Raw genomic sequence first — 19487 nt, 5'->3', positions numbered from 1 at the left:
ACATGAAACAGCAATCTAAACAAAAAAGCAGAGATCAAAGTCTCTGCTTTTTTTATGGGCACTTTTGGAGCGGGCGAAGGGATTCGAACCCTCGACTTCGACCTTGGCAAGGTCGCACTCTACCACTGAGTTACGCCCGCAAATGGTGCCTCGGGCCGGAATCGAACCAGCGACACGAGGATTTTCAGTCCTCTGCTCTACCGACTGAGCTACCGAGGCAAATGGCGGAACTGACGGGAGTTGAACCCGCGATCTCCGGCGTGACAGGCCGGCATGTTAGACCACTACACCACAGTTCCTTGATTCATGGTGGGCGATGACAGGATCGAACTGCCGACATCCTGCTTGTAAGGCAGGCGCTCTCCCAGCTGAGCTAATCACCCAAAAGTTTCTTTGACACAAGCTATAGTATACACAATTTGTCTCTTATTGTCAAAGGTTTCTTTGAAAAATTTTTGTCGCACTCTCTCAAGCGCTTTTACATTATATCTGAGATCCTACCCCTTGTCAACTAATAAAGGGAAAACTTGCTGATATTTTGTTACAGGTCGTTACAGATCAGAGGTAATCACCAGAAAATCATGCATAACCCGTTTGATGTCTGATAGATATAGCGTTGAGAGTGCTATGGGCACGGAGGACACATGCTGCTTTTTTATGTAGCTCACCTTCCAGTTAATCTGGAGTCACCGATGGTTTTTTCATTTTATACTTTCCTCAAATATAAGTATATCCCCTTCTGAAGGGGGAAGTATTTTTTTAAACATTTATCCAATCAGTTTTCCAGTATCCATAAGTAATTGACCACAGGCGCTTCTGAAGACCACCATTATATGTTCGGAAATACCATTCGGTTTGTTCCGCTTGAATAAAAACAGGAAGACCAATGATTTGTTTTATTTTAGAAACAGGCTCAGCCGCAAAAGTTGGTGTGAATAATAAAAAAGTGGATATAATAGCAGTCAGAAACATAGTAAATAATAATTTTTTCATTTCAATTCCCTTTCTTGATTTTTTTAAATCAGCATAGGGTTTTGATTTAAGCTCTTCCTGGGCAATTGTATCAATAAATTGGTCATCAACGAATAATTTCATCGTTCCATCTTGAAGCACTAAAATATAGGCATTTTCAGCTGTAATTGCAAATTGTCCCTTAAGATCACTTTCTGGAGGATAGTATGCAGGCTGAATAATTACAGAATATGAAAGTAAAAATACAAACATAGTTGTCAAAAATGTTACAAATTTTATTTTCGATGCTTTATACTGATTTTCATAAAGTACCACTTGAAATCTTTGTTGAATAAATCCTTCATTGTCTTGATTCACCAATTTTGCTGCACTTTCTACAAATTTCGCTTTTCCTAGAATGGTCTGCTTAATAACACTCAAAATGGTATTTAAATAAGCGATACGTTGATCATTATCCATTTTATTTGTAATTGCAGCATCACATCTCAATTCTAAAAGATTATCAACCTCTCTTTGGAAAATATGTGTTACCGGATTCCACCAGAAAAGTGCTGACAGCATTAAATAAAAAATTTTAATCTCGAAATCATTCCCTTTAAATGCTGGTATTCATGACGTAACACCAACTTTAGATCCTCATCGTATAATGCTAAAGACGGAAGATAAATATACGCCTTGAAAATCCCAATAACCTTAGGTACATCTACCCCCGGGGAACACACAATAACTGCATTTTTCAGATTCAACTCTTTGGCAACACGTATTACTTGTGGATCCTCCACGATCTTGTATCTTTTCATTCGCTGTACTTCTAAAATGAGATTGAAAAAAGCCCTGAGCAGCACAAAAGCAACACCTAAAATCCATACAATTCCTAACGCCATCCATAGGGTGATTTCTCCAAATAACTGTTCACCTAATAAGTTTTGAATCCCGGGCATTACTTTGTCTGAGTGAATAACAGCAGCATTAGGCATATCTATTGGTACGAAAAGACGTATAATACCGAGTAGCAATATTAGTAATAGCACAGAGGTACTGTTCTTTACCAGCAACATTGTATTCCTACGCAAAAAGGCAATCACTAGTAAAAGGAGATTAAAACAAATGATTGCCATGATCAATGAAAAAACGCTTATGCCAATACCATTATTTCCCATATTATTCCAAATCCCGCTTTTTCTTGTTTATAATACTTTCTAACTCTTGAATTGTTTCTTTCCCTATATCTTGACTATTAAATAGTTTTGAAAGAAACAGAGGTAAACTTGTCTTTTTGGCAGCATTAGCCAGAAGCTCTGCATAATAATCTTCACTGGTCTCAGTTGGTTCAAAGATACGTCCATAACTTCTACCAGTTTTAATAAAACCGGCTTCACGTATTGCACCTTTTTTTAATAAGCTGTTAAGTAATATGTGGATAGAGCTATCCTTCCAAGACTTATCCACTGATAGTTTCACAATTTCTGTTCGAGAGAGAGGTCTTCCTTCTCTAAAAAGTACATCCATAATTTCTTGTTCGTTTTTGTTAATTCCATTTAATTACCTCCATTCCCTCAAATTATACTAATATCATTAATTAATGTCAACTTCTGAATTGATCCATGTGTAAAGGGAAAATACAGTACTGAAGAGCCAAAATTCTTCGGGCTAATCTTCGTCAAAACCAAACCAAGATGTGCTAAAGATGGGATAATATCACTCTAGGGAATCAGTAAAATAGCACATTTGGGGGGATATTGGCCAGCGATTTCCTTCTTCTGGTGTCAATCAAAAATTTTGCGGAAGACCAATAGGGGATACAAAAATAGCTCAACAATCAATCAATAATTTTTTGACTGTTGAGCCTTTTTTGGGGGCAAAACTTCTGATTGACTCCTTAATAACCGTCCTTCCGGTTAATGTGCGGCTAGTTTTTGCCACTTTCAATTGCATATTGGTTTAAATGGTAGAAGGAAGATGAAACCAGGGGGTACGGTTTGAGCCCACAGAAAAATTTAGGAGACTTATTGGCTGGCATCCTCAATGTTTAGGCTCAATATACCTCCACATAGAACGTCCCTCCTCGTCGTAACCAGTCATCTCGGAGGCATTCAACATTTCGCCTGTTTTGCCATCAAAGAATGCGTGCATTCTTAAGCTTTCATTCTCACTATTGGGAGAATTCGGTGAGATGCCTGTAACTCTTAAAAGCAAACGTGTGTCATAGGAGTCGGGATCAGTTTGAAATCCGCTGATTGTAAAATTATACCCCTTGTATATTTCAGGATTTCCCGGTTGCATACTTAGTTCTTCGATAGCTTGTTTAACTGCCTTAGGAGAATCAATATTAATATCGGAAATAGTATACCGTCCTTTCCGAAGTAAATTATTGTCGTCCTTTCTCACATCATTCGTGATGGCATTTCCATTTTCAATCGTTATGTAAATACGAAAATTTCCCTTTTTGCTGCCAAAACGAAGATACCACGTGTTCCTTTTCCCGTCCGCACCATCGGTTTTTTCCTGTGGAACATTGGTATTATCCTTGCTCCTCATGTCAATAAGCAATGGTTCTTCTCCAGCATGCTTTTTTGCTTCTTCAAAGCCTAGACGCAGCGCTTCCATTGCGGTTACGCTTATTTTTTCGTCGGCATTATTACTGGTCATTGGGGCATTCTGTTCCACTTTGTTAGAAGAACCGTCGAAAGGGCCGATCTTCATAACGTACAATGCGTACAATAGAACGACCACACCAATCAATAAAATAGAGGATATACCGACGTACTTTTTCTTTTTTGACATGGTTGCTTCCCTTCTTCCTGGTTGTAAATTTAGTTTGTATAGGAATAAGAAAGTTTTTTGACGCCATATGCTTTGCTGATGGAATATCTTTATGATAGTAGATATCTATCCTATAATCTGTCCTATTCCGACCTAAGCCTGTATCATCTACAGTAAATTTGTCCTTGTAGCCATGACCGTCAGGCAGCCAAATGTCTACGCCAATAATATCTAAAACGGTACCAAAGGAAATAACGGGAGAGTTGCTGGTGCCGCCGCTGATATCTTTTACCCTATGGACTGCACAAATCCCCAACACCGGCCAATTACCAACCTCGAACACCGCTTAGTTTAAGAATTATGCTTGAGCCCATCGTAAATAACTAATAAGCCTATTATAAATGAAATACATCTAATTATGAAACTAATTTCTATTAGGCTTCCTGCATCACCATAATAAAGGCGTCCAGTCACTATGGTTGGTGCTAATATTATTAATACCCCTATAATAATGCTACCCTTTAATTTTGTTTTCAAACTGTTCTCCTTAGATTTTATATTATATATATATACGCCCACTATCATAGCAATATTTATAGAAATTACTACTACTAGATACACTAAAATTAATTGTAGCATATTCTCCAACATTTACGGATGCACCACCCGTATAGGTTGTTGTTCCATTGTTATAAAAATCTCCATTTAATTCATAGTAAAATCTTGTGTTGTTTTCCAAATTATAATAAATATGTCCTGCAAATTGTTTGCTAGTGCTATTATAAGATCTATTTAAGGAAGCATGCTCTATTTTTAAAAATATTATTGGTTGTATGTCTACCCTCACTATATTGCAGTAAAATACAAGTTTAGGTTTATAAGTCGAAGTAACAGTAACACTTCTGGTATATGTATAATAATCAGATACTCCACTTGGTTCAATTTTGTCATTTCCTGAAGAAAGTTTTTGCAGAGCATCTTTTACAGAAATACCTTCGATAGTAGCCATTTCCTTTGCAATTTCATCAAGTGTAAATGGACCCTTGATTTCATCCCCTTCAGGCGTTTCAAGATCACCTTCAATTATTGATAGCATATCAATTTCATTTAAAATGTTTGTGCTACTACTTTCAGCTGAAGCAGCCAAAATACCGGTGCTACAAAACACTAAAGCAATGACCAAAGTCAAAATAAAAAATAGCTTGTCTTTTTTATTCCTTTCATTTTCAAAACTCCTCTTTTAAAATTTTTTACGGCTTCAAATATCTGTCAAAAACAAAAAAGCAACTATACTTTAAAAAGTGCAACAACCTTTTTGATCCCCTCCTTTTTTAGTTATTTATTGGGGGGGTGTTAACAACCTTGTCTCCGTGGCACCCCAAATGTAATTCATATAAGGCTGCTTTTCTAGTATATTGCATCACTGATATTTAGCATAAACTTCGTTTACCCATGATCTTGTTAGCTGACCGTAACCCTGGTTTTAGGAGATCATGCAACCAACTTAATTTAAACTTGCTTAATCATGAAATAACAGTTGATTTTTGCCGAGATGGAATTGCGTTCCGTCTTCCCGGAAGAAAGATCGTATTGAAGTTCGTCCATATCTTATTATTTTGCGCTATGTTAATGCGGTTGAAATTTGTCACACTCTTTCTATTAAATCTTTGTATAATTGATTATACTGTCTTACCCTATTTATGTCAATATCATTTTATGGTCTATTTATTACCGCGCGAATATAAGTATACCCCCTTCTGAAGGGGGCAGTATTTTTTTCCTCTTTACACGGCTTTCAGTGCGATACAAGTTAGTACTTAAACGTAGTTATAAATTTTAAGCGGGATTCTAGGTACTATCTGTCGATTTGGGGTGTAAAAGTGGTTTGCCTTTCCACCGTCCCCGGTATGGGGCGAACCACCTGGATCTGCCCTTTGAAATCAGGGAGTCTGTCCCCATGATTCGTCCGGTTCCTTCAGAAGCGGAAACTCTGACTCATGAAGATCAGGAAAATCCAATTTCACATCTTCGTATTGGGTAAAAGTGTTAGTGTAGTTTTGATCCCAGGTAAATCCTGAATTATCGGAGTTTACAGTACAAAAGCTTCCTTCAACCTGTTTGATCCGGTCTTGTGCATCAAGGAGCACGGTATAAACCGGCTGTTCCCGGTAATAGCTAAGTCCGCCATAACCATACTCAGCGTAAGTTTCTGGAAAGCGAGCAGCGTAATACTTTTCACTATCCAATTCAAATGTAATCCAATTCCCTTCTGATGTGCTGCGAACACTTTGCTTGGCTATAACATCCTTTGGGATATCGATAATACCCTCAAGAACTGTATTTATTACATTATCTGCTTTTTGTTGACTGCGGAAATTTTTTGCCGGATTAGTAATGTTCTGCGAATATAGATAACCACCACGGTTATAATAATTCAGTATCGTTGGCGTGCCATCCATAGTATTAAAAGCTACATTGGCAATAAGCATATCTTCTTCTTTGTTACGCACATACCGAAAGGTTCCTTCCATATTATTAATGTTGCTTATATTTTTAGAAGTACCGAATGATTTCTGTGATGTTATTAAAGTTTCTTTTTTTTCTACAATAAAAGAATCCTCTTTCAATAGTTTTTGATAAGACTGCCTATATTGCTGGTATGGCTGAACTTCAGCACAGGAGGAAAGGAAAAATATACTTATCATAACACAGGTGCTCAGTACATATATTCTTTTCATTGATAAACTCCTCTCTTTGCTTTGCTTGTCTGAAAGAAATTCTCCTAGTTCCCTAGCATTTAGTATTATTTTCATTTCTCTATGATCTTTTTAGCAGATCGTAACACTGATTTTAGGGGATCACAAAACCAACTTAATTCTATCTTGATTATTCGTGAAATAACAGTTGATTTTTGCTGAAATGGAATTGCGTTCCGTCTTCCCAGAAGAAAGATCGTATTGAAGTTCGTTCATGTCTTATTATTCTGCGCTATGTTAAATGCGGTTGAAATTTGTCACACTGTTTCTATTAAATCTCTGTATAATTGATTATGCCGCCTCCCTCTATCTATGTCAATATTACCATATTATCTCTCTATCACTCCACGAATATAGGTATACCTCCTTCAGAAGGAGGGCGCACCCCCAGTCTTTTGTAGTATTAAAACAGCAAAACTAAAACGCGCTAATATCGTAAAAAGCGCCATCCAGTAAGGATAGCGCTTTAGGTGTTTTGCTATTATTCATCGTATAAATAAATCATCTGGTCTTTTTGATGCCAGCCGATTTTAAAACCCATCATGTCTGCCAAAACACGTGCCGGAACCATAGTGGTTCCTTCCTTGATGGCACCTTGGCCCAAAATTTCTCCTTGGGCAGACTTGATAACCTTAGATACAGAATCAATTTTATAATTGCCGGTAGGAGAAGCCAACACTATGGTACCGTTTTCCCAACGTACATCCCCGCCCAAGTAATCGGCCACTTGCCTCAATGGCACCATTACAGTACCTTTTTCCATATAGGGAGATACAGGCAATTCAAAGGTTTGATCGTCCACAAAAACTAATTTTGATCCTACTGCCATTTGAACATCAAACAAGGGCATTTCACTGCCTAGTTTTTTTACTGCCACTTCAAATTGTTTGTTTTCATCTGCTTCCATAATATCAGGCGTCAAGCCTTTTCCATTGATATCCTGCCTGCCTCTTGTTAAGTATTTGGCCGTCGTTAGTTTTAAGCCGCCACCGTCACTTAAAGAAAAGATCGTTTGCACACTTCCCTTTCCATAAGTTTGAGACCCCACAATGACCCCGGTTTTGGCATCTTGAATGGCTCCTGCCAAGATCTCTGCCGCACTGGCTGTGCCTTCATTGACCAGTACTGCCACGGGAATTCCGTAGGGTGTTTTAAAAGTTCTTAAGGTATATTCCCGGTCTCCTTTCTGTACTACATGGACCACCGGCCCCCGGGGCACAAAATCAGCTGAAATCTCCACAGCTGTATTTAATAACCCTCCCGGGTTATCCCTTAAATCCAAGACCAATGTTTCCATGCCCTGGTCAGTGAGATCCTGAAGAGCATCTGACATTTCCTGTGCTGAATTAGAACTAAAGCTGTATAATTGAATATAGCCGACCTCCGTGCCAATCAATCGATAATCTAGGCTGGGAATTTCGATAGTTTGCCTTTCCACCGTGAAATGAAGTGTTTGACCACCTCTCATGACCGTAATCTTAACTTTAGTTCCTTCCGGTCCGCGAACTTTTGCCGCCGTCTCACTGGAGGTTAATCCTTTAATATCCTTATCATCGATATGGGTAATGATATCCTTTTCTTTTAATCCGGCCTTTTCAGCCGGGCTGCCCGGTATGGGGCGAACCACCTGGATCTGCCCTTTCGACTCATTGATGTACATGCCCACTCCAACATAATTACCGTCTAGCGAAGACAAATAATCCGTAAAGTCTTCCGGGCTAATATAAGATGAATGGGGATCATTTAAGGCCTCAACCATGGCTTGCGCCGAGCCCTTTGTTAACACATCCTCATTGACATCCTGATAAAAACGTGTTTGAATCAAGCTTCTGACCTCATCCAAACTATCCGCCCCATAAGCTGTTCCTGTACATATGAATGCGAAAACCAAAATCAAAAATAAATACCTGCCAAGTTTTCTTCTCATTATTTCGCCTCCTCATACTCTTGATTCGATGGGCATAATTGATTCACCGGACATAATGAACATTTGGGTTTTCTGGCGATACAAATTTTGCGGCCGTGCCAGATCAGCCAATGATGGGCATCCCCCCATTTTTCTTCCGGGATCAGAGCCGTTAGTTCACTTTCTGTCACTGCTGGATTGGTGCCGCTGCTCAGGCCTAATCGGGCAGAAACCCGAAAAACATGGGTATCAACAGCAAAAGCGGGAATGCCAAAAGCATTGCTTAAAATAACATTAGCCGTTTTTCTCCCCACTCCCGGCAGGAGCATTAATTCTTCCCTGGTTTGGGGAATCTGACCGTCAAACTGATCCTGGATTAGTTTTGCGGCTGCAATGATATTTTTCGCTTTATTTTTATATAGACCGCAAGTCTTGATCTCTTGTTCCAATTCTTCCGGTTGAAGTGTGGAAAATTGCTGAGGTGTCCGATATTTCTTAAATAAAGATTCGGTAATTTTATTCACTTGATTATCATTGGTTTGGGCCGACAAGATGGTAGCTACCATCAATTCAAAAGGAGTAGAAAAGTTTAAAGCGGTAGAGGTTCCTTGATAAGTTTCTTCTAATATTTCCAAGATGTCTTGTTTTACCTTATCGAGGCCTGTGATTATTTTATTATGCTGTGTTGTTTTTTTCATGATATTTTACTTCTGAATTTTTGCCTTCCTTTCTTTTTTTTAACCTTTTATAAAAATCCGTTTATATTATATGGTATACCCTGGCACCCATGATTGCAATGAAAAAACATCAAAAAATCGCAATCTTTCATTGCGATTTTTTGATGTTTTCATTTTCTATTACTATTGCATGCTTTGGCTTTGCATTTGTTGAATTTGACTCTGGGCCTGAGTGATCTGATTCTGATCGGCATTTTGCACCTGATACCATCCCTGCTGATTCATAAAATTAAAAATTTGATGGTTGGCCTGTAATTCCTCCTGACATATTTTTAATACGTCGGTAAACAAGGCATCACAAGCTGTTTCTCTCGCCATCCCGGTGTAGGAATCAGCTAAATATTTTTGATGCAATAAACATTCAGAAGCAATAGATTTATCTTTTTGAGGCATTTCTTTTCCTCCCTTTCTACACTTTTTAGGACATCATTGTTCCTTGGGTGACGTGTTGATTCAAGGTATCAAAGTGTCTTTGATGCATCGTGGATATATCCTGATACATCTGTTTACATTGAGGATCCGTCACCTGATTCGCCGCATCCTGAAACATTTGTACCTGATCCTTTTCAATGCTCATAAGATCTGTTAAATACATTAAGTCTTTCTGGGATAATTGTTGAGACATTCTTATACCTCCCTCTTAAAATAATTTTTACCGCGTTTCTCGACTCCTTACATTTTAGGAGAGAAAGTAGCGCAGTCAGTTTCTCCCGAATTGGAAGCATTTTGAGGCTGAATTTCAATGGTGCTTGCTGTACAATGGTCCCCATTGTAATAATGTTCACAGCTATTGACAACGCACTTCACCCGGTTGATAGTATCACCTTTTTCAACTCTCATTTTTCCACCTCATTTTTAATAATTTTTAATGCTCAATGCTACTTTACTATTATGGCCTGATTCAATTGGCTTTATTTTGTTATTTTTTTCCACACTACCCCTTGATAAGAGGAAAAACCCGCATTAACGGGTTTTTCCATGATTTCCTTGTAATTTGTGTAAAAATTCTTCTATTTTTCTGGCTCTTAAGCCATCTTCCTCCGCCCAATGACGGAAGCTTTTTTCAATTTCCGGATCTTGTACCTCCATGGCAAATCTCTGATAATCCCGAACCAATTCCTGTTCATTTAAAAGTGATTTTGCTAAAAAATCATGCTTATCAGGTTCCAAACCGGCACCTCCTTTTAAACTATTCCCGGGGAGCAAAGGTTTCGCAAGCTGTTCCCTCGGAGTTTAGAACGGACATGGTTCCACTGGAACGAACCTCTATTTCCCCAGCCTGGCATTTTTGACCTTGATTATACTTACATTCTTCCACCACACATTTAATCTGACCCAATTAATTCACCTCCCAACAATGATCTTTCTTATCTTTCCCCAAAATAAAAAAATCATGCGGCTTTGAAAATTTTCTCTGCGCATGATCATCAATTTCATTTATAATTGTATACTCTCTCCCGGTTTTAAAACAAGACATTTGCTTTTTGTTTTTGTTTCCACTGCTTCTTTAAATAAATAGGGATTCTGCTCAATCAATGGCCAGGTATTATAATGCATCGGAATAACCGTGTCCGCCTGAATCCATTCCGCAGCATGGACCGCATCTTCCGGACCCATGGTAAAATTATCTCCAATGGGTAAGAGAGCCAGATCAATTTGATGATTTCTACCGATCACTTGCTCCATATCGCCAAAAAGACCGGTATCCCCCGCATGATAGATACACCGGTCATCCATCCAAATTAAAAATCCGCAGGGATTACCGGTAAAAATAATTGCTTCATCGTCTACGAGGGCAGATCCGTGCCAAGCTTGGGTGAGTTTTACCTTCATCCCGGGAAAGTCATGAGCTCCCCCAATATGCATCGCATGTATCTGGGCCCCTTTTTGACCGCAAAATACTGCTAATTCGTTGGGGGCAATGATGGTACTTTGGCAGCGTTCGGCGATTTCTATGGCATCCCCCAAGTGATCTCCATGACCATGAGTGACCAAAATATAATCTGCCTCAATTTCCTCAGCCTTCTTGGTCGCCATGGGATTTCCCGTTAAAAAAGGATCAATGATGATTTTTTTATTCCCCTCCAGAACAAAGCAGGCATGTCCTAAATAGCTGATTTTCAAAAATATCACCTCTTCACAACAATGTTTACCATCATTATACAATTCCGCGAAAAAAAATCTATGGCCAATCAATCCTGGCTTAAGGCCAGAAGCGCCAAAAAAAGCATAAAAAGAATAAGAATAATCCAGAAATGAGGGAAAATTAAGGCATACAAAAAAAGGCCAACCGTAGCAAAAAACACCAGCATCCGGGCAATTTTCTGAAGTTCACATAAAAAGGCGGAAAATTTATTTCCACCAAATAAGCCGCACATTTTTTTTCGAAAAAAATCCACCATGACGTGCCCCTCCCATACTTTGCATAACAAGATGATGCTACAATCTATTGTTATGCAAAAACAGAAGGTTTCTTGCCAGTCTTATCAAAATAAAAGCTAATTCAATTAATTTCCTGTCTATTTCCTGTGACCAGATAGATAACAGATTCACAAATGTTCGTAGCCCGGTCAGCGATGCGCTCCAAATAGCGGCTTACAAACAATAACTGAGTAGCCTGGGAAATTTTTGAGGCATCTTCCATCATATAGGTCAATAATTCCCGAAAGATTTGATTGTGCAAATGATCCACCAAATCATCATCTGCCCCAACGCTCTCAGCCAAGGCCACATCTTCATTCACATAAGCATCCAAGCTGTTACGTACCATTTTTCGTACATATTCCGACATACGGGGGATATCGATCAGTGGCTTAATCAATGGATCCGGAGCAATTTTAAGGGTTATTTTAGCAATATCCACAGCATGATCCGCCATGCGCTCCAACTCACCGATAATTTTTAGTCCTGTTACAATTCTGCGCAAATCCTTGGCGATCGGCTGCTGGGTAGCAATTAATCTCAAACAAAGATCTTCAATTTCATTATGGAAATTGTCTACCGCATCGTCATCAGCAATTATCTTCTGCGCCAAATCAACATTTCGATTCACAAGAGCAGAAACCGATCCGGTAATCTCTTCTTCTACCAGACTACCCATACGCAGCAGCTGATGGCGTAATTCCTTCAATTGACTATCATAATTCTCCCTTACCATGTTTCAAATTCCTCCCTAGCATATGATCAACCAAATCGGCCGGTGATATAGTCTTCTGTTCTTTTGTCCTGGGGTTTAGTGAAGATAATATCTGTATCTCCATATTCAATCATTTCCCCTGTTAAGAAAAAAGCCGTCTGATCAGAAATTCGCGCTGCTTGCTGCATATTATGGGTTACAATGACAATTGTGTATTTTTCTTTTAATTCCTGGGCTAATTCCTCAATTTTCATGGTAGAAATAGGATCCAGCGCTGAGGTAGGTTCATCCATCAGTAATACTTCCGGTTCCACAGAAAGCACCCGGGCAATACAGAGTCTTTGCTGCTGTCCGCCGGATAAACCTAGAGCAGCCTTATGCAAACGATCCTTAACTTCATCCCACAATGCCGCCAATTTTAGGCTTCGCTCTACGATTTCATCCAGCTTGCGTTTATCCTTGATGCCATGAATTTTAGGCCCATATGCGATATTATCGTAAACGGTCATGGGAAAAGGATTAGGTTTCTGAAAAACCATACCTACTTTTTTTCTCAATGCCACAACATCAACGGACCTCTCATAGATATCTTTTCCATCCATTGAAACTTTACCCTCAATACGAACCCCGGGGATCAGATCATTCATGCGGTTTAAAACCCGTAAAAAAGTGGATTTACCGCATCCGGAAGGTCCGATTAAGGCTGTAATACCCTTTTCCTCAACTGTTAAATTAACATTAATCAAAGCCTGAAAACTACCATAATATAAATCAAGTTTCTGCGCATCTATTTTTCCCATTTTATCCTACCTCCTCCCAGAAGTCAATTCTAGTTTTCTCCTCAAGATTCCAGCCGCAGTGTTGATAATAAAAATAGTAACGATCAATACTACACCGGTCCCAAAGGCCATATCCATGGCTCCCGTTTCCATGGCTACCATATATAAATGCATAGACATGGTCCGGGCTCCGTCGAATACGGAATGGGGTAAAAGCAAGGTGCCCCCTAAAGTCAACAGAAGAGCTGCTGTCTCTCCCACTACCCTGCCGATGGCCAGAATAATACCGGTTAAAACACCGGGAATGGCCGCCGGCAGTACCACCCTGCTGATTGTTTGCCACCGACTGGCCCCCAGCGCCAAACTGCCCTCACGGTAAGATTGGGGTACGGTTTTTAAGGCTTCTTCTGATGTACGCACGATGGTAGGCAAAACCATAACTGCTCCTGTTAAAGAACCGGAAAGAATCGACCATCCTCCGGTAACAGGTTTTAATAAGATCACAAAAAATGCGAAACCAAATAATCCGAATATAATCGAAGGGATGCCTGCTAAGGCCTCTGTTCCAAAACGAATCAATTGAATTATTTTTCCTTCCCGGGTATATTCATTCAAATATACGGCGGCTCCTACCCCAATGGGAACGGCAAACAATAAGGTAGCTGCAATTAAATATAAGGTACCAACAATGGACGGAAAAATCCCCCCTTGGGCACCCATTTTCCGAGGTTTATCAAGAAGAAATTCAAGACTGATCATACCGATGCCTTCCTTAAAAATATAACCAATAATCAAAAAAAGAAAGCCTACGGTAATGGACGCCGCCGTCCATAAAATAATCCTGGCAATTTTTTCTTTGGTTCTCACGTTCATTATGAATTACGCACCCCTTTCCGGGCAACATATCCGGCAAAAAGATTTAGGATCATGATAAAGACAAATAAAACAATCCCTGTGGCAAAAAGCGCCTGTTGATGCTCCGGTCCGGCATAACCCATTTCCAAAGCAATATTTCCCGTTAATGTACGTACTGGGGCAAAAATACCCCAAAGGGAAAACTCCGGTATTAATACCGTGTTCCCGGCAACCATGATCACAGCCATGGTCTCTCCTAAAGCACGCCCCATGCCTAAAACAACAGAGGTCAAAATCCCGGATTTAGCGGCGGGAAGCAAAACCTTGGAGATGGTCTGCCAATGGGTAGCACCCAAAGCCAGGCTTCCTTCTTTGTATTCGATGGGCACGCTGCGGATGGAATCCTCAGAAATATTAATGACTGTAGGTAAAATCATGACCGCAAGAATGATGGATGCCGTTAAAACACTATAACCCACTTGATATTCCGGAGGCAAAACATGCCCAAGAAATTCACGTTCTACATAAAGAATCACATTCTTGACCAAGACCATGCCAAACAGTCCATAAATAACGGAAGGGATTCCGGCTAATAGTTCAATCGCCGGGCGAAAAATCCGGCCGATCTTGTCAGGAACAATTTCTGCCAAAAAGATAGCCGTGGCAATACCTAATGGAACGCCCAAAATCAATGATCCCAGAGTTACCACGATCGTTCCAATAATCATGGGATAAATACCGTAAATCTGATTGGTTGGATTCCATGTCTTACCAAAGAGAAAATCCAGCACGCCATATTTTTGCAAAACCGGTAATCCTTCCATAAAGACAAAAAAGCCGATTAAAATAATAACCAAAATCTGGGTAATGGCAGCAATAAATAAGCCTAATTCTATTATTTTTTCTTTTGATTTATTCATAATTGCTCAAAGACCTCCGAAGATCCTACTTCCGTCTAGCATCATAATCAAACTTAGGGGATAGAGATGACTGCAACCACCCCTATCCCCTTTCAGTATAATTTTTTTGTGGCAGTGTTTTATTTAACAGGAATAAATTCTTCCGCCACAACTTCCTGACCTTCAGCACTTAAAATCCAATCAATAAACGTTTTTGCGAGTTCGGTAGGTTCTCCCTTTGACAGGAAATTAAAAGGTCTGGATATTTTATACGTACCGGCAATCACATTATCTTCCGTAGCATCTACACCATCTACTTTGAGGGCCTTGACACTGTCGTCCAAAGAGCCCATGGAAATATAACTGATGGCATTAGCATCACTGGAAACAGCCGTACGTACGGCACCGGTGGAATTTTGAATTGCAGCACTTTCAATAAATTTCACTTCTTCGCTTAAAACAAGTTCTTCAAATGCGCCGCGGGTACCGGAACCTTCTTCACGATTGATTACAACAATCGGGGCACTGGCTCCACCGACTTGATCCCAATTGGAAATTTCTCCTGAAAAGATACCTTTAACTTGATCCATGGTCAAGTCAGACACAGCATTACCAGTATTCACAACCACGGCAATACCATCTTTGGCAATTACAGTAGCTTGAACCGAGGTTTTTTCTTCATCTTTTAATTCTCGGGAAGCCATCCCCAGATCAGCTACACCGTCGGCAGCTGCTTTCACACCGGCGCTGGAACCTCCGCCTTGCACATCAATTTTTACATCAGGGTTCTTTTCCATAAAAGCTGCAGCCAGTTCTTCTGCCAGAGGTTGTACGGATGTTGATCCAGCTAATTGAAGGCTGCCTGACAATGCTCCAGTTTGTTCTCCTTGCCCATCAGGTTGCTGCTCTTTACCTTGATCTCCATTACCGCAGCCTGTTAAAGCGAGCATCGTCACCAAAAATACCGAAATTAGTCCAGTCTTGATCTTACTTCTTGAAAACATTTTTCATCCTCCTAGATTTTTTCTTGTTTAAATACTTCGATATCACTTTACAGCTTTTATGTAAAGGCCTAATTAACCAAATGTTAAGATTTTGTTAAGATTGCTTTTGTCTTCAATTATGCTTTTTTCAGCAAAGTAAACCAAAAGGTACTGCCTTTGTTTTCTTCGCTTTCCACGCCAATGGTACCGCCCATATTTTCCACCATGTGCTTTACAATTGATAATCCTAAACCAAAGCCGCCCATTTGACGGCTTCTGGCCTTGTCCACACGATAAAAGCGTTCAAAAATACGCGGCAAATCCTTCGCGGGAATTCCCATCCCGGTATCTTTGACCAGAATTTTTACGGTTTTCTCTTCTTCTTGTATAGTCACTTGAACTCGGCTCCCTTGAGGGGAATACTTGATGGCATTGTCCAGTAAATTAACTAAAATTTGTTTGAATCGATCCGGATTTGCATTGACATGGGGAAGCCCCTTAGGCAAATCTAAATCTAAAAAGATTGCTTTGTCCAAAAGACGGGGTTTTAATTCTTCTCCCACATTGGGGATAATTGCCAGAAGATCCGCTGATTCTTCTAAAGGATCCTGTCGGCGGGATTCCAGGTGAGATAAATTTAAGAGTTCTTCCACCAGCCTCTGCAGACGATCCGCTTCGTGATCAATGATAGTAATAAATTTTTCGGCATGCTCCCGGTCATCCAAAGCGCCATGAAGCAGAGTTTCGCTGTATCCTTTGATCACTGTCAAGGGTGTTCTTAATTCATGGGAAGCATTGGCTACAAAATCAGCTCTCATCTGTTCCACCTTGCGTATTTTTGTGATGTCATGAAATACAATCGTAATGCCGGCAATCTTTTTATCCCGATAAAAAGGCGCCAAATAGCATTGAAGTACTCGTTCCTCTGGAAAATACAAGGTGAATTCGTATTCGATGAATTTTTCCTGTAGGATACAATTTTCAATTTCCTGATTCAAACCAAAATTACGAATCACTTCCACATTCTGCTTGCCTTCTGCGATCAAGGCATTGATGCCGAACATTTCTTCCGCTGCCGGATTTACTACCCGGATAAAGCCGAATTTATCCAACATAATAACCCCGCTGGCAATCGTCGCTAAAATATTTTCCAAACGGCTTTTTTCCTGGGAGATTTCTTCAATATGCTGCTGGAGCGTTTTTGTCATATCGTTAATAGCCAAACCCAGTTCTCCAATTTCATCCCGTAAGCCGGAATAAACCCGGGTGGTTAAATCCCCCGCTGCAATTTTACGTGCCCCCCTGCTAATACTCGCTATAGGCTCTGTAAATCCCTTTGCCAACTTTAGACTAATTAAAATGGCAATAAGGGTGGCGATTAAAATCCCGATGAACATAAATCCCCGTACCTTTAGGAAGGTACGATTTATTTCCTGCAAGGGGAGACCAATACGGGCCGCACCCAAAACCTCACCTTGATTTATGATTGGCACCGCCACATACATGGTGTCAATCTCTGTCGTAGAGCTCATTCTTTTATCAATGCCCACTTGTTTTTGCAGAGCTTGACTGATTTCAATTCGGTTCTTATGATTTTCCATACTGTCTGGATCTGATTCCGAATCCCCAATCACTCGTCCATCTTTCAGAACAATGGTAATGCGCAAATTAAGATCTGAAGCTAATTGAATGACCTTTTCCTGCACTTTATCATAGTTGCCCAAGCTGACTTCTTCTGACACGACATCAGCAATTAAGCGCCCTTGATTTGTCATATTATCCTCTACATTATCCAGTAAATAATTCTGCAGCATCCAAATCAGCGAAACGCCCACCACCAACATGGAAATCAGAATTAAAAAAAGATAATTATAGATAATTTTTCCTCTGATGCCTTGAAACATGAATTTACTCCCCAAATTTATAACCCACACCCCAGACTGTCTTTAAATAGCGTGGATTCGCCGCATCTTCTTCTATTTTTTTCTTAAATGCCTGATATGAACATCTATCGTCCTGGTGTCACCAAAATACTCATAATCCCACAACTGTTCCAATAGTTTTTCCCGGGAAAATACCCTGCCTGGATTAGTCATTAACAATTTTAAGAGATCATATTCCTTCGTGGTCAAATCAATTTCTTTTTCATCAACGTATACCTGATGTTTTTCTTCATCAATCGTGATGGAGCCAACCTGCAGCATCTTGCTTGAGGCTTCCTCTTTGTTTCCGGCAGAACGGCGTAAAATTGCTTTGACTCGAGCGATCAATTCCCTGACACTAAAGGGTTTAATCAGATAATCATCCGCGCCTAATTCTAGAGCCAGCACCCGGTCAAATTCTTCGCTGCGTGCGGTCAACATCAGTACCGGGATGCTGCTTGATTTGCGCAGTTCCCGCACCACATCAAAGCCATCCATTTTGGGGAGCATTAAATCTAAAATGATCAAATCCGGATGATGCTCCAAAGCCGTTGACAGACCGTCCCGGCCGTTAAAGGCAACCAATGTCTGGAAACCGGCACTTTTTAAATTATAATCAATAAGACTTACAATATTTTCTTCGTCATCGACAATTAAGATTTTTTGCATTTTTTTCCCCCTATATATGTGTTTTTATCAAACAAAATTGTTTGATATCTATATACTACATTCTACCATAAAAATAATCATGAAAAGAAGCCTGATAGTAATGAAAAGAAGAGAAGATATTTTCACAGCTTTTGAATACGGCGCCATCGGAATCAGGTGAAATCACATAAATCTCCGGACACTGCCCGCCTGCTAATACCGCACGCTTAATCAGATGAATGATATGCACATCTCCGGGCGGGAAAGAATATCCGATAAAATAAATGACTTGAGCACGATTAATGGCTTCAAAACATCGTCTCCAGACATCATGTAATTGAGGTACGAGAAATCTTTTATGATAGGAGGGTGTGACGATGACCCGGGACAAAGGATGCTGGTCCCTCCGACATTTCATCCCCAAGGCAGTATCTTTCTCCATGGAGCTTACCAAAAGATAAAGATGGTTACAACGGGGACAATAAAGCCAATTCAGAGAACCATGGGGTTTTAACAGTATGGGTTTCCAATCCTGTTTAGGAGAAAAACAGCCTCCCCCGTCCATAAGCTCAAAGGGAAAACCATAATCTACTGCACCCTGACAGTCCAGAATGACGTGATCCATGACGGTATCATAATTTAAGGAAATGATACTGTCCTCATGGGTCAGCTGATGACAAAAATCTGCCAGAACCCCGTAGCGTTCTTTCTTTACTGCTCCCTCCAGAATATCACAGATCACAGCTACCAAAGCTTCCCGTATCTGCCGCAAATCCTTTTCCCCATATCTCCCCATGGCAGAATTTTGCTCTAAAGTCAGATCCATTAAGGTTAAGAGCTCTGCCGTGTTTATTTGAACCTTATCTTTTGGCTCAGCAAAGTTAAGATAAGCAGCAAAATCCAGAATTTCTTTAATCTTTTGATCTCCCGTATTGTAATATTTATCTTGAATCTTCTCCCATAGTTCTTTTTGAGTAGGGATTCCTGCCTCCCGGGAAGCACCGGCTCCCAAAAAAAATATTTGTTCCGTCACTTGATACGCTCCTTAGGGAATTTTTTTCTTCCTGAGCTTATCCTTCCCCAAATGGCGTAAAAAAAGAAAGAAACACCCGATGCTTCTTTCAATTAAAA

Annotated in this window: 21 protein-coding genes, 4 tRNA genes and 2 pseudogenes; all 27 read right to left on the bottom strand. The window is 40.0% G+C overall.

The window, feature by feature from the left end; translation table 11 throughout:
- Nucleotides 1-65: 65 nt before the first annotated feature.
- The 27 genes and pseudogenes from CEQ75_RS06705 to CEQ75_RS06570 all read right to left on the bottom strand — a co-directional run bounded on the left by CEQ75_RS06705 (nt 66) and on the right by CEQ75_RS06570 (nt 19389).
- Nucleotides 66-140 (bottom strand) — tRNA-Gly (locus CEQ75_RS06705).
- A 3-nt stretch (nt 141-143) separates the two neighbouring features.
- Nucleotides 144-219, bottom strand: a tRNA-Phe gene (locus CEQ75_RS06700).
- A 3-nt stretch (nt 220-222) separates the two neighbouring features.
- A tRNA-Asp gene (locus CEQ75_RS06695) sits at nt 223-299 on the bottom strand.
- Nucleotides 300-307: 8 nt separating this feature from the next.
- A tRNA-Val gene (locus tag CEQ75_RS06690) sits at nt 308-383 on the bottom strand.
- Nucleotides 384-759: 376 nt separating this feature from the next.
- A pseudogene (locus CEQ75_RS06685) lies at nt 760-1856 on the bottom strand (M56 family metallopeptidase).
- Nucleotides 1857-2133: 277 nt separating this feature from the next.
- Nucleotides 2134-2505, bottom strand: coding sequence for a BlaI/MecI/CopY family transcriptional regulator (locus CEQ75_RS06675; RefSeq protein WP_276327729.1), 372 nt, complete (start codon nt 2503-2505; stop codon nt 2134-2136).
- Between the two features lie 489 nt (nt 2506-2994).
- The gene (locus tag CEQ75_RS06670; protein WP_157677355.1) at nt 2995-3621 is read right to left on the bottom strand and encodes a hypothetical protein; all 627 of its coding nucleotides are present in this window, start codon (nt 3619-3621) and stop codon (nt 2995-2997) included.
- A 22-nt stretch (nt 3622-3643) separates the two neighbouring features.
- The gene (locus CEQ75_RS18280) at nt 3644-4054 is read right to left on the bottom strand and encodes a hypothetical protein (RefSeq protein ID WP_157677354.1); all 411 of its coding nucleotides are present in this window, start codon (nt 4052-4054) and stop codon (nt 3644-3646) included.
- A gap of 240 nt (nt 4055-4294) precedes the next feature.
- Nucleotides 4295-4924 carry a hypothetical protein gene (locus CEQ75_RS06660; RefSeq protein ID WP_157677353.1) on the bottom strand — a complete coding sequence of 210 codons (630 nt, stop codon included), beginning with the start codon at nt 4922-4924 and terminating at the stop codon, nt 4295-4297.
- Between the two features lie 751 nt (nt 4925-5675).
- Complete coding sequence (locus CEQ75_RS06655) at nt 5676-6473, bottom strand: hypothetical protein (RefSeq protein WP_089609632.1); 798 nt, start codon at nt 6471-6473, stop codon at nt 5676-5678.
- Nucleotides 6474-6972: 499 nt separating this feature from the next.
- Nucleotides 6973-8418, bottom strand: coding sequence for a S41 family peptidase (locus CEQ75_RS06650; protein WP_089609631.1), 1446 nt, complete (start codon nt 8416-8418; stop codon nt 6973-6975).
- Nucleotides 8418-9095, bottom strand: coding sequence for an endonuclease III (gene nth / locus CEQ75_RS06645; protein ID WP_089609630.1), 678 nt, complete (start codon nt 9093-9095; stop codon nt 8418-8420). The genes CEQ75_RS06650 and nth overlap by 1 nt, the downstream gene beginning before the upstream one ends.
- A gap of 162 nt (nt 9096-9257) precedes the next feature.
- Nucleotides 9258-9527, bottom strand: coding sequence for a spore coat protein (locus CEQ75_RS06640; protein ID WP_089609629.1), 270 nt, complete (start codon nt 9525-9527; stop codon nt 9258-9260).
- Nucleotides 9528-9552: 25 nt separating this feature from the next.
- Nucleotides 9553-9759, bottom strand: a complete 207-nt coding sequence (locus CEQ75_RS06635; RefSeq protein WP_089609628.1) for a ferritin family protein — start codon at nt 9757-9759, stop codon at nt 9553-9555.
- Nucleotides 9760-9806: 47 nt separating this feature from the next.
- Nucleotides 9807-9974: a DUF1540 domain-containing protein gene (locus CEQ75_RS06630; RefSeq protein ID WP_089609627.1), complete on the bottom strand. Its 168-nt coding sequence runs from the start codon at nt 9972-9974 to the stop codon at nt 9807-9809.
- Between the two features lie 123 nt (nt 9975-10097).
- Complete coding sequence (locus CEQ75_RS06625; RefSeq protein WP_089609626.1) at nt 10098-10304, bottom strand: hypothetical protein; 207 nt, start codon at nt 10302-10304, stop codon at nt 10098-10100.
- A 19-nt stretch (nt 10305-10323) separates the two neighbouring features.
- The gene (locus tag CEQ75_RS06620) at nt 10324-10473 is read right to left on the bottom strand and encodes a DUF1540 domain-containing protein (protein WP_089609625.1); all 150 of its coding nucleotides are present in this window, start codon (nt 10471-10473) and stop codon (nt 10324-10326) included.
- 98 nt (nt 10474-10571) lie between these two features.
- Complete coding sequence (locus tag CEQ75_RS06615) at nt 10572-11258, bottom strand: metal-dependent hydrolase (protein WP_089609624.1); 687 nt, start codon at nt 11256-11258, stop codon at nt 10572-10574.
- A 68-nt stretch (nt 11259-11326) separates the two neighbouring features.
- Entirely contained in the window at nt 11327-11536 is a 210-nt protein-coding gene (locus tag CEQ75_RS06610) for a hypothetical protein (RefSeq protein WP_089609623.1), read from the bottom strand.
- Nucleotides 11537-11637: 101 nt separating this feature from the next.
- Entirely contained in the window at nt 11638-12291 is a 654-nt protein-coding gene (gene phoU, locus CEQ75_RS06605; protein ID WP_089609622.1) for a phosphate signaling complex protein PhoU, read from the bottom strand.
- 26 nt (nt 12292-12317) lie between these two features.
- Nucleotides 12318-13070 (bottom strand): phosphate ABC transporter ATP-binding protein PstB, encoded by a 753-nt coding sequence (pstB, locus tag CEQ75_RS06600; protein WP_089609621.1) that lies wholly within the window; start codon nt 13068-13070, stop codon nt 12318-12320.
- 6 nt (nt 13071-13076) lie between these two features.
- Complete coding sequence (pstA, locus tag CEQ75_RS06595; RefSeq protein ID WP_089609620.1) at nt 13077-13922, bottom strand: phosphate ABC transporter permease PstA; 846 nt, start codon at nt 13920-13922, stop codon at nt 13077-13079.
- Entirely contained in the window at nt 13922-14824 is a 903-nt protein-coding gene (gene pstC, locus CEQ75_RS06590; protein ID WP_089609619.1) for a phosphate ABC transporter permease subunit PstC, read from the bottom strand. Before pstC ends, pstA begins: the two co-directional genes overlap by 1 nt.
- 119 nt (nt 14825-14943) lie before the next feature.
- Nucleotides 14944-15807: a phosphate ABC transporter substrate-binding protein gene (locus CEQ75_RS06585; RefSeq protein WP_089609618.1), complete on the bottom strand. Its 864-nt coding sequence runs from the start codon at nt 15805-15807 to the stop codon at nt 14944-14946.
- A 116-nt stretch (nt 15808-15923) separates the two neighbouring features.
- The gene (gene pnpS / locus CEQ75_RS06580; protein ID WP_089609617.1) at nt 15924-17690 is read right to left on the bottom strand and encodes a two-component system histidine kinase PnpS; all 1767 of its coding nucleotides are present in this window, start codon (nt 17688-17690) and stop codon (nt 15924-15926) included.
- Nucleotides 17691-17694: 4 nt separating this feature from the next.
- A pseudogene (locus tag CEQ75_RS06575) lies at nt 17695-18377 on the bottom strand (response regulator transcription factor).
- 55 nt (nt 18378-18432) lie between these two features.
- Nucleotides 18433-19389 (bottom strand): SIR2 family protein, encoded by a 957-nt coding sequence (locus CEQ75_RS06570; RefSeq protein WP_089609616.1) that lies wholly within the window; start codon nt 19387-19389, stop codon nt 18433-18435.
- Nucleotides 19390-19487 lie beyond the last annotated feature (98 nt).

The sequence above is a fragment of the Dehalobacterium formicoaceticum genome (assembly GCF_002224645.1).
In the GTDB taxonomy this organism is placed as follows: Bacteria; Bacillota; Dehalobacteriia; order Dehalobacteriales; family Dehalobacteriaceae; genus Dehalobacterium; species Dehalobacterium formicoaceticum.
Note: the sequence above shows the minus strand (reverse complement) of the source record. Positions and strands in the feature narration are given on the sequence as shown.

Bases quoted from the DNA above. Each gene is read 5' to 3' on its own strand.
- CEQ75_RS06630 (WP_089609627.1), bottom strand. From the start codon at position 9,974: ATGAGAGTTGAAAAAGGTGATACTATCAACCGGGTGAAGTGCGTTGTC.
- CEQ75_RS06610 (WP_089609623.1), bottom strand. From the start codon at position 11,536: ATGGTGGATTTTTTTCGAAAAAAAATGTGCGGCTTATTTGGTGGAAAT.
- pnpS (WP_089609617.1), bottom strand. From the start codon at position 17,690: ATGTTTCAAGGCATCAGAGGAAAAATTATCTATAATTATCTTTTTTTA.
- CEQ75_RS06640 (WP_089609629.1), bottom strand. From the start codon at position 9,527: ATGCCTCAAAAAGATAAATCTATTGCTTCTGAATGTTTATTGCATCAA.
- pstC (WP_089609619.1), bottom strand. From the start codon at position 14,824: ATGAATAAATCAAAAGAAAAAATAATAGAATTAGGCTTATTTATTGCT.
- CEQ75_RS06635 (WP_089609628.1), bottom strand. From the start codon at position 9,759: ATGTCTCAACAATTATCCCAGAAAGACTTAATGTATTTAACAGATCTT.
- CEQ75_RS06650 (WP_089609631.1), bottom strand. From the start codon at position 8,418: ATGAGAAGAAAACTTGGCAGGTATTTATTTTTGATTTTGGTTTTCGCA.
- CEQ75_RS06585 (WP_089609618.1), bottom strand. From the start codon at position 15,807: ATGTTTTCAAGAAGTAAGATCAAGACTGGACTAATTTCGGTATTTTTG.
- pstA (WP_089609620.1), bottom strand. From the start codon at position 13,922: ATGAACGTGAGAACCAAAGAAAAAATTGCCAGGATTATTTTATGGACG.
- pstB (WP_089609621.1), bottom strand. From the start codon at position 13,070: ATGGGAAAAATAGATGCGCAGAAACTTGATTTATATTATGGTAGTTTT.
- phoU (WP_089609622.1), bottom strand. From the start codon at position 12,291: ATGGTAAGGGAGAATTATGATAGTCAATTGAAGGAATTACGCCATCAG.
- nth (WP_089609630.1), bottom strand. From the start codon at position 9,095: ATGAAAAAAACAACACAGCATAATAAAATAATCACAGGCCTCGATAAG.
- CEQ75_RS06670 (WP_157677355.1), bottom strand. From the start codon at position 3,621: ATGACCAGTAATAATGCCGACGAAAAAATAAGCGTAACCGCAATGGAA.
- CEQ75_RS06655 (WP_089609632.1), bottom strand. From the start codon at position 6,473: ATGAAAAGAATATATGTACTGAGCACCTGTGTTATGATAAGTATATTT.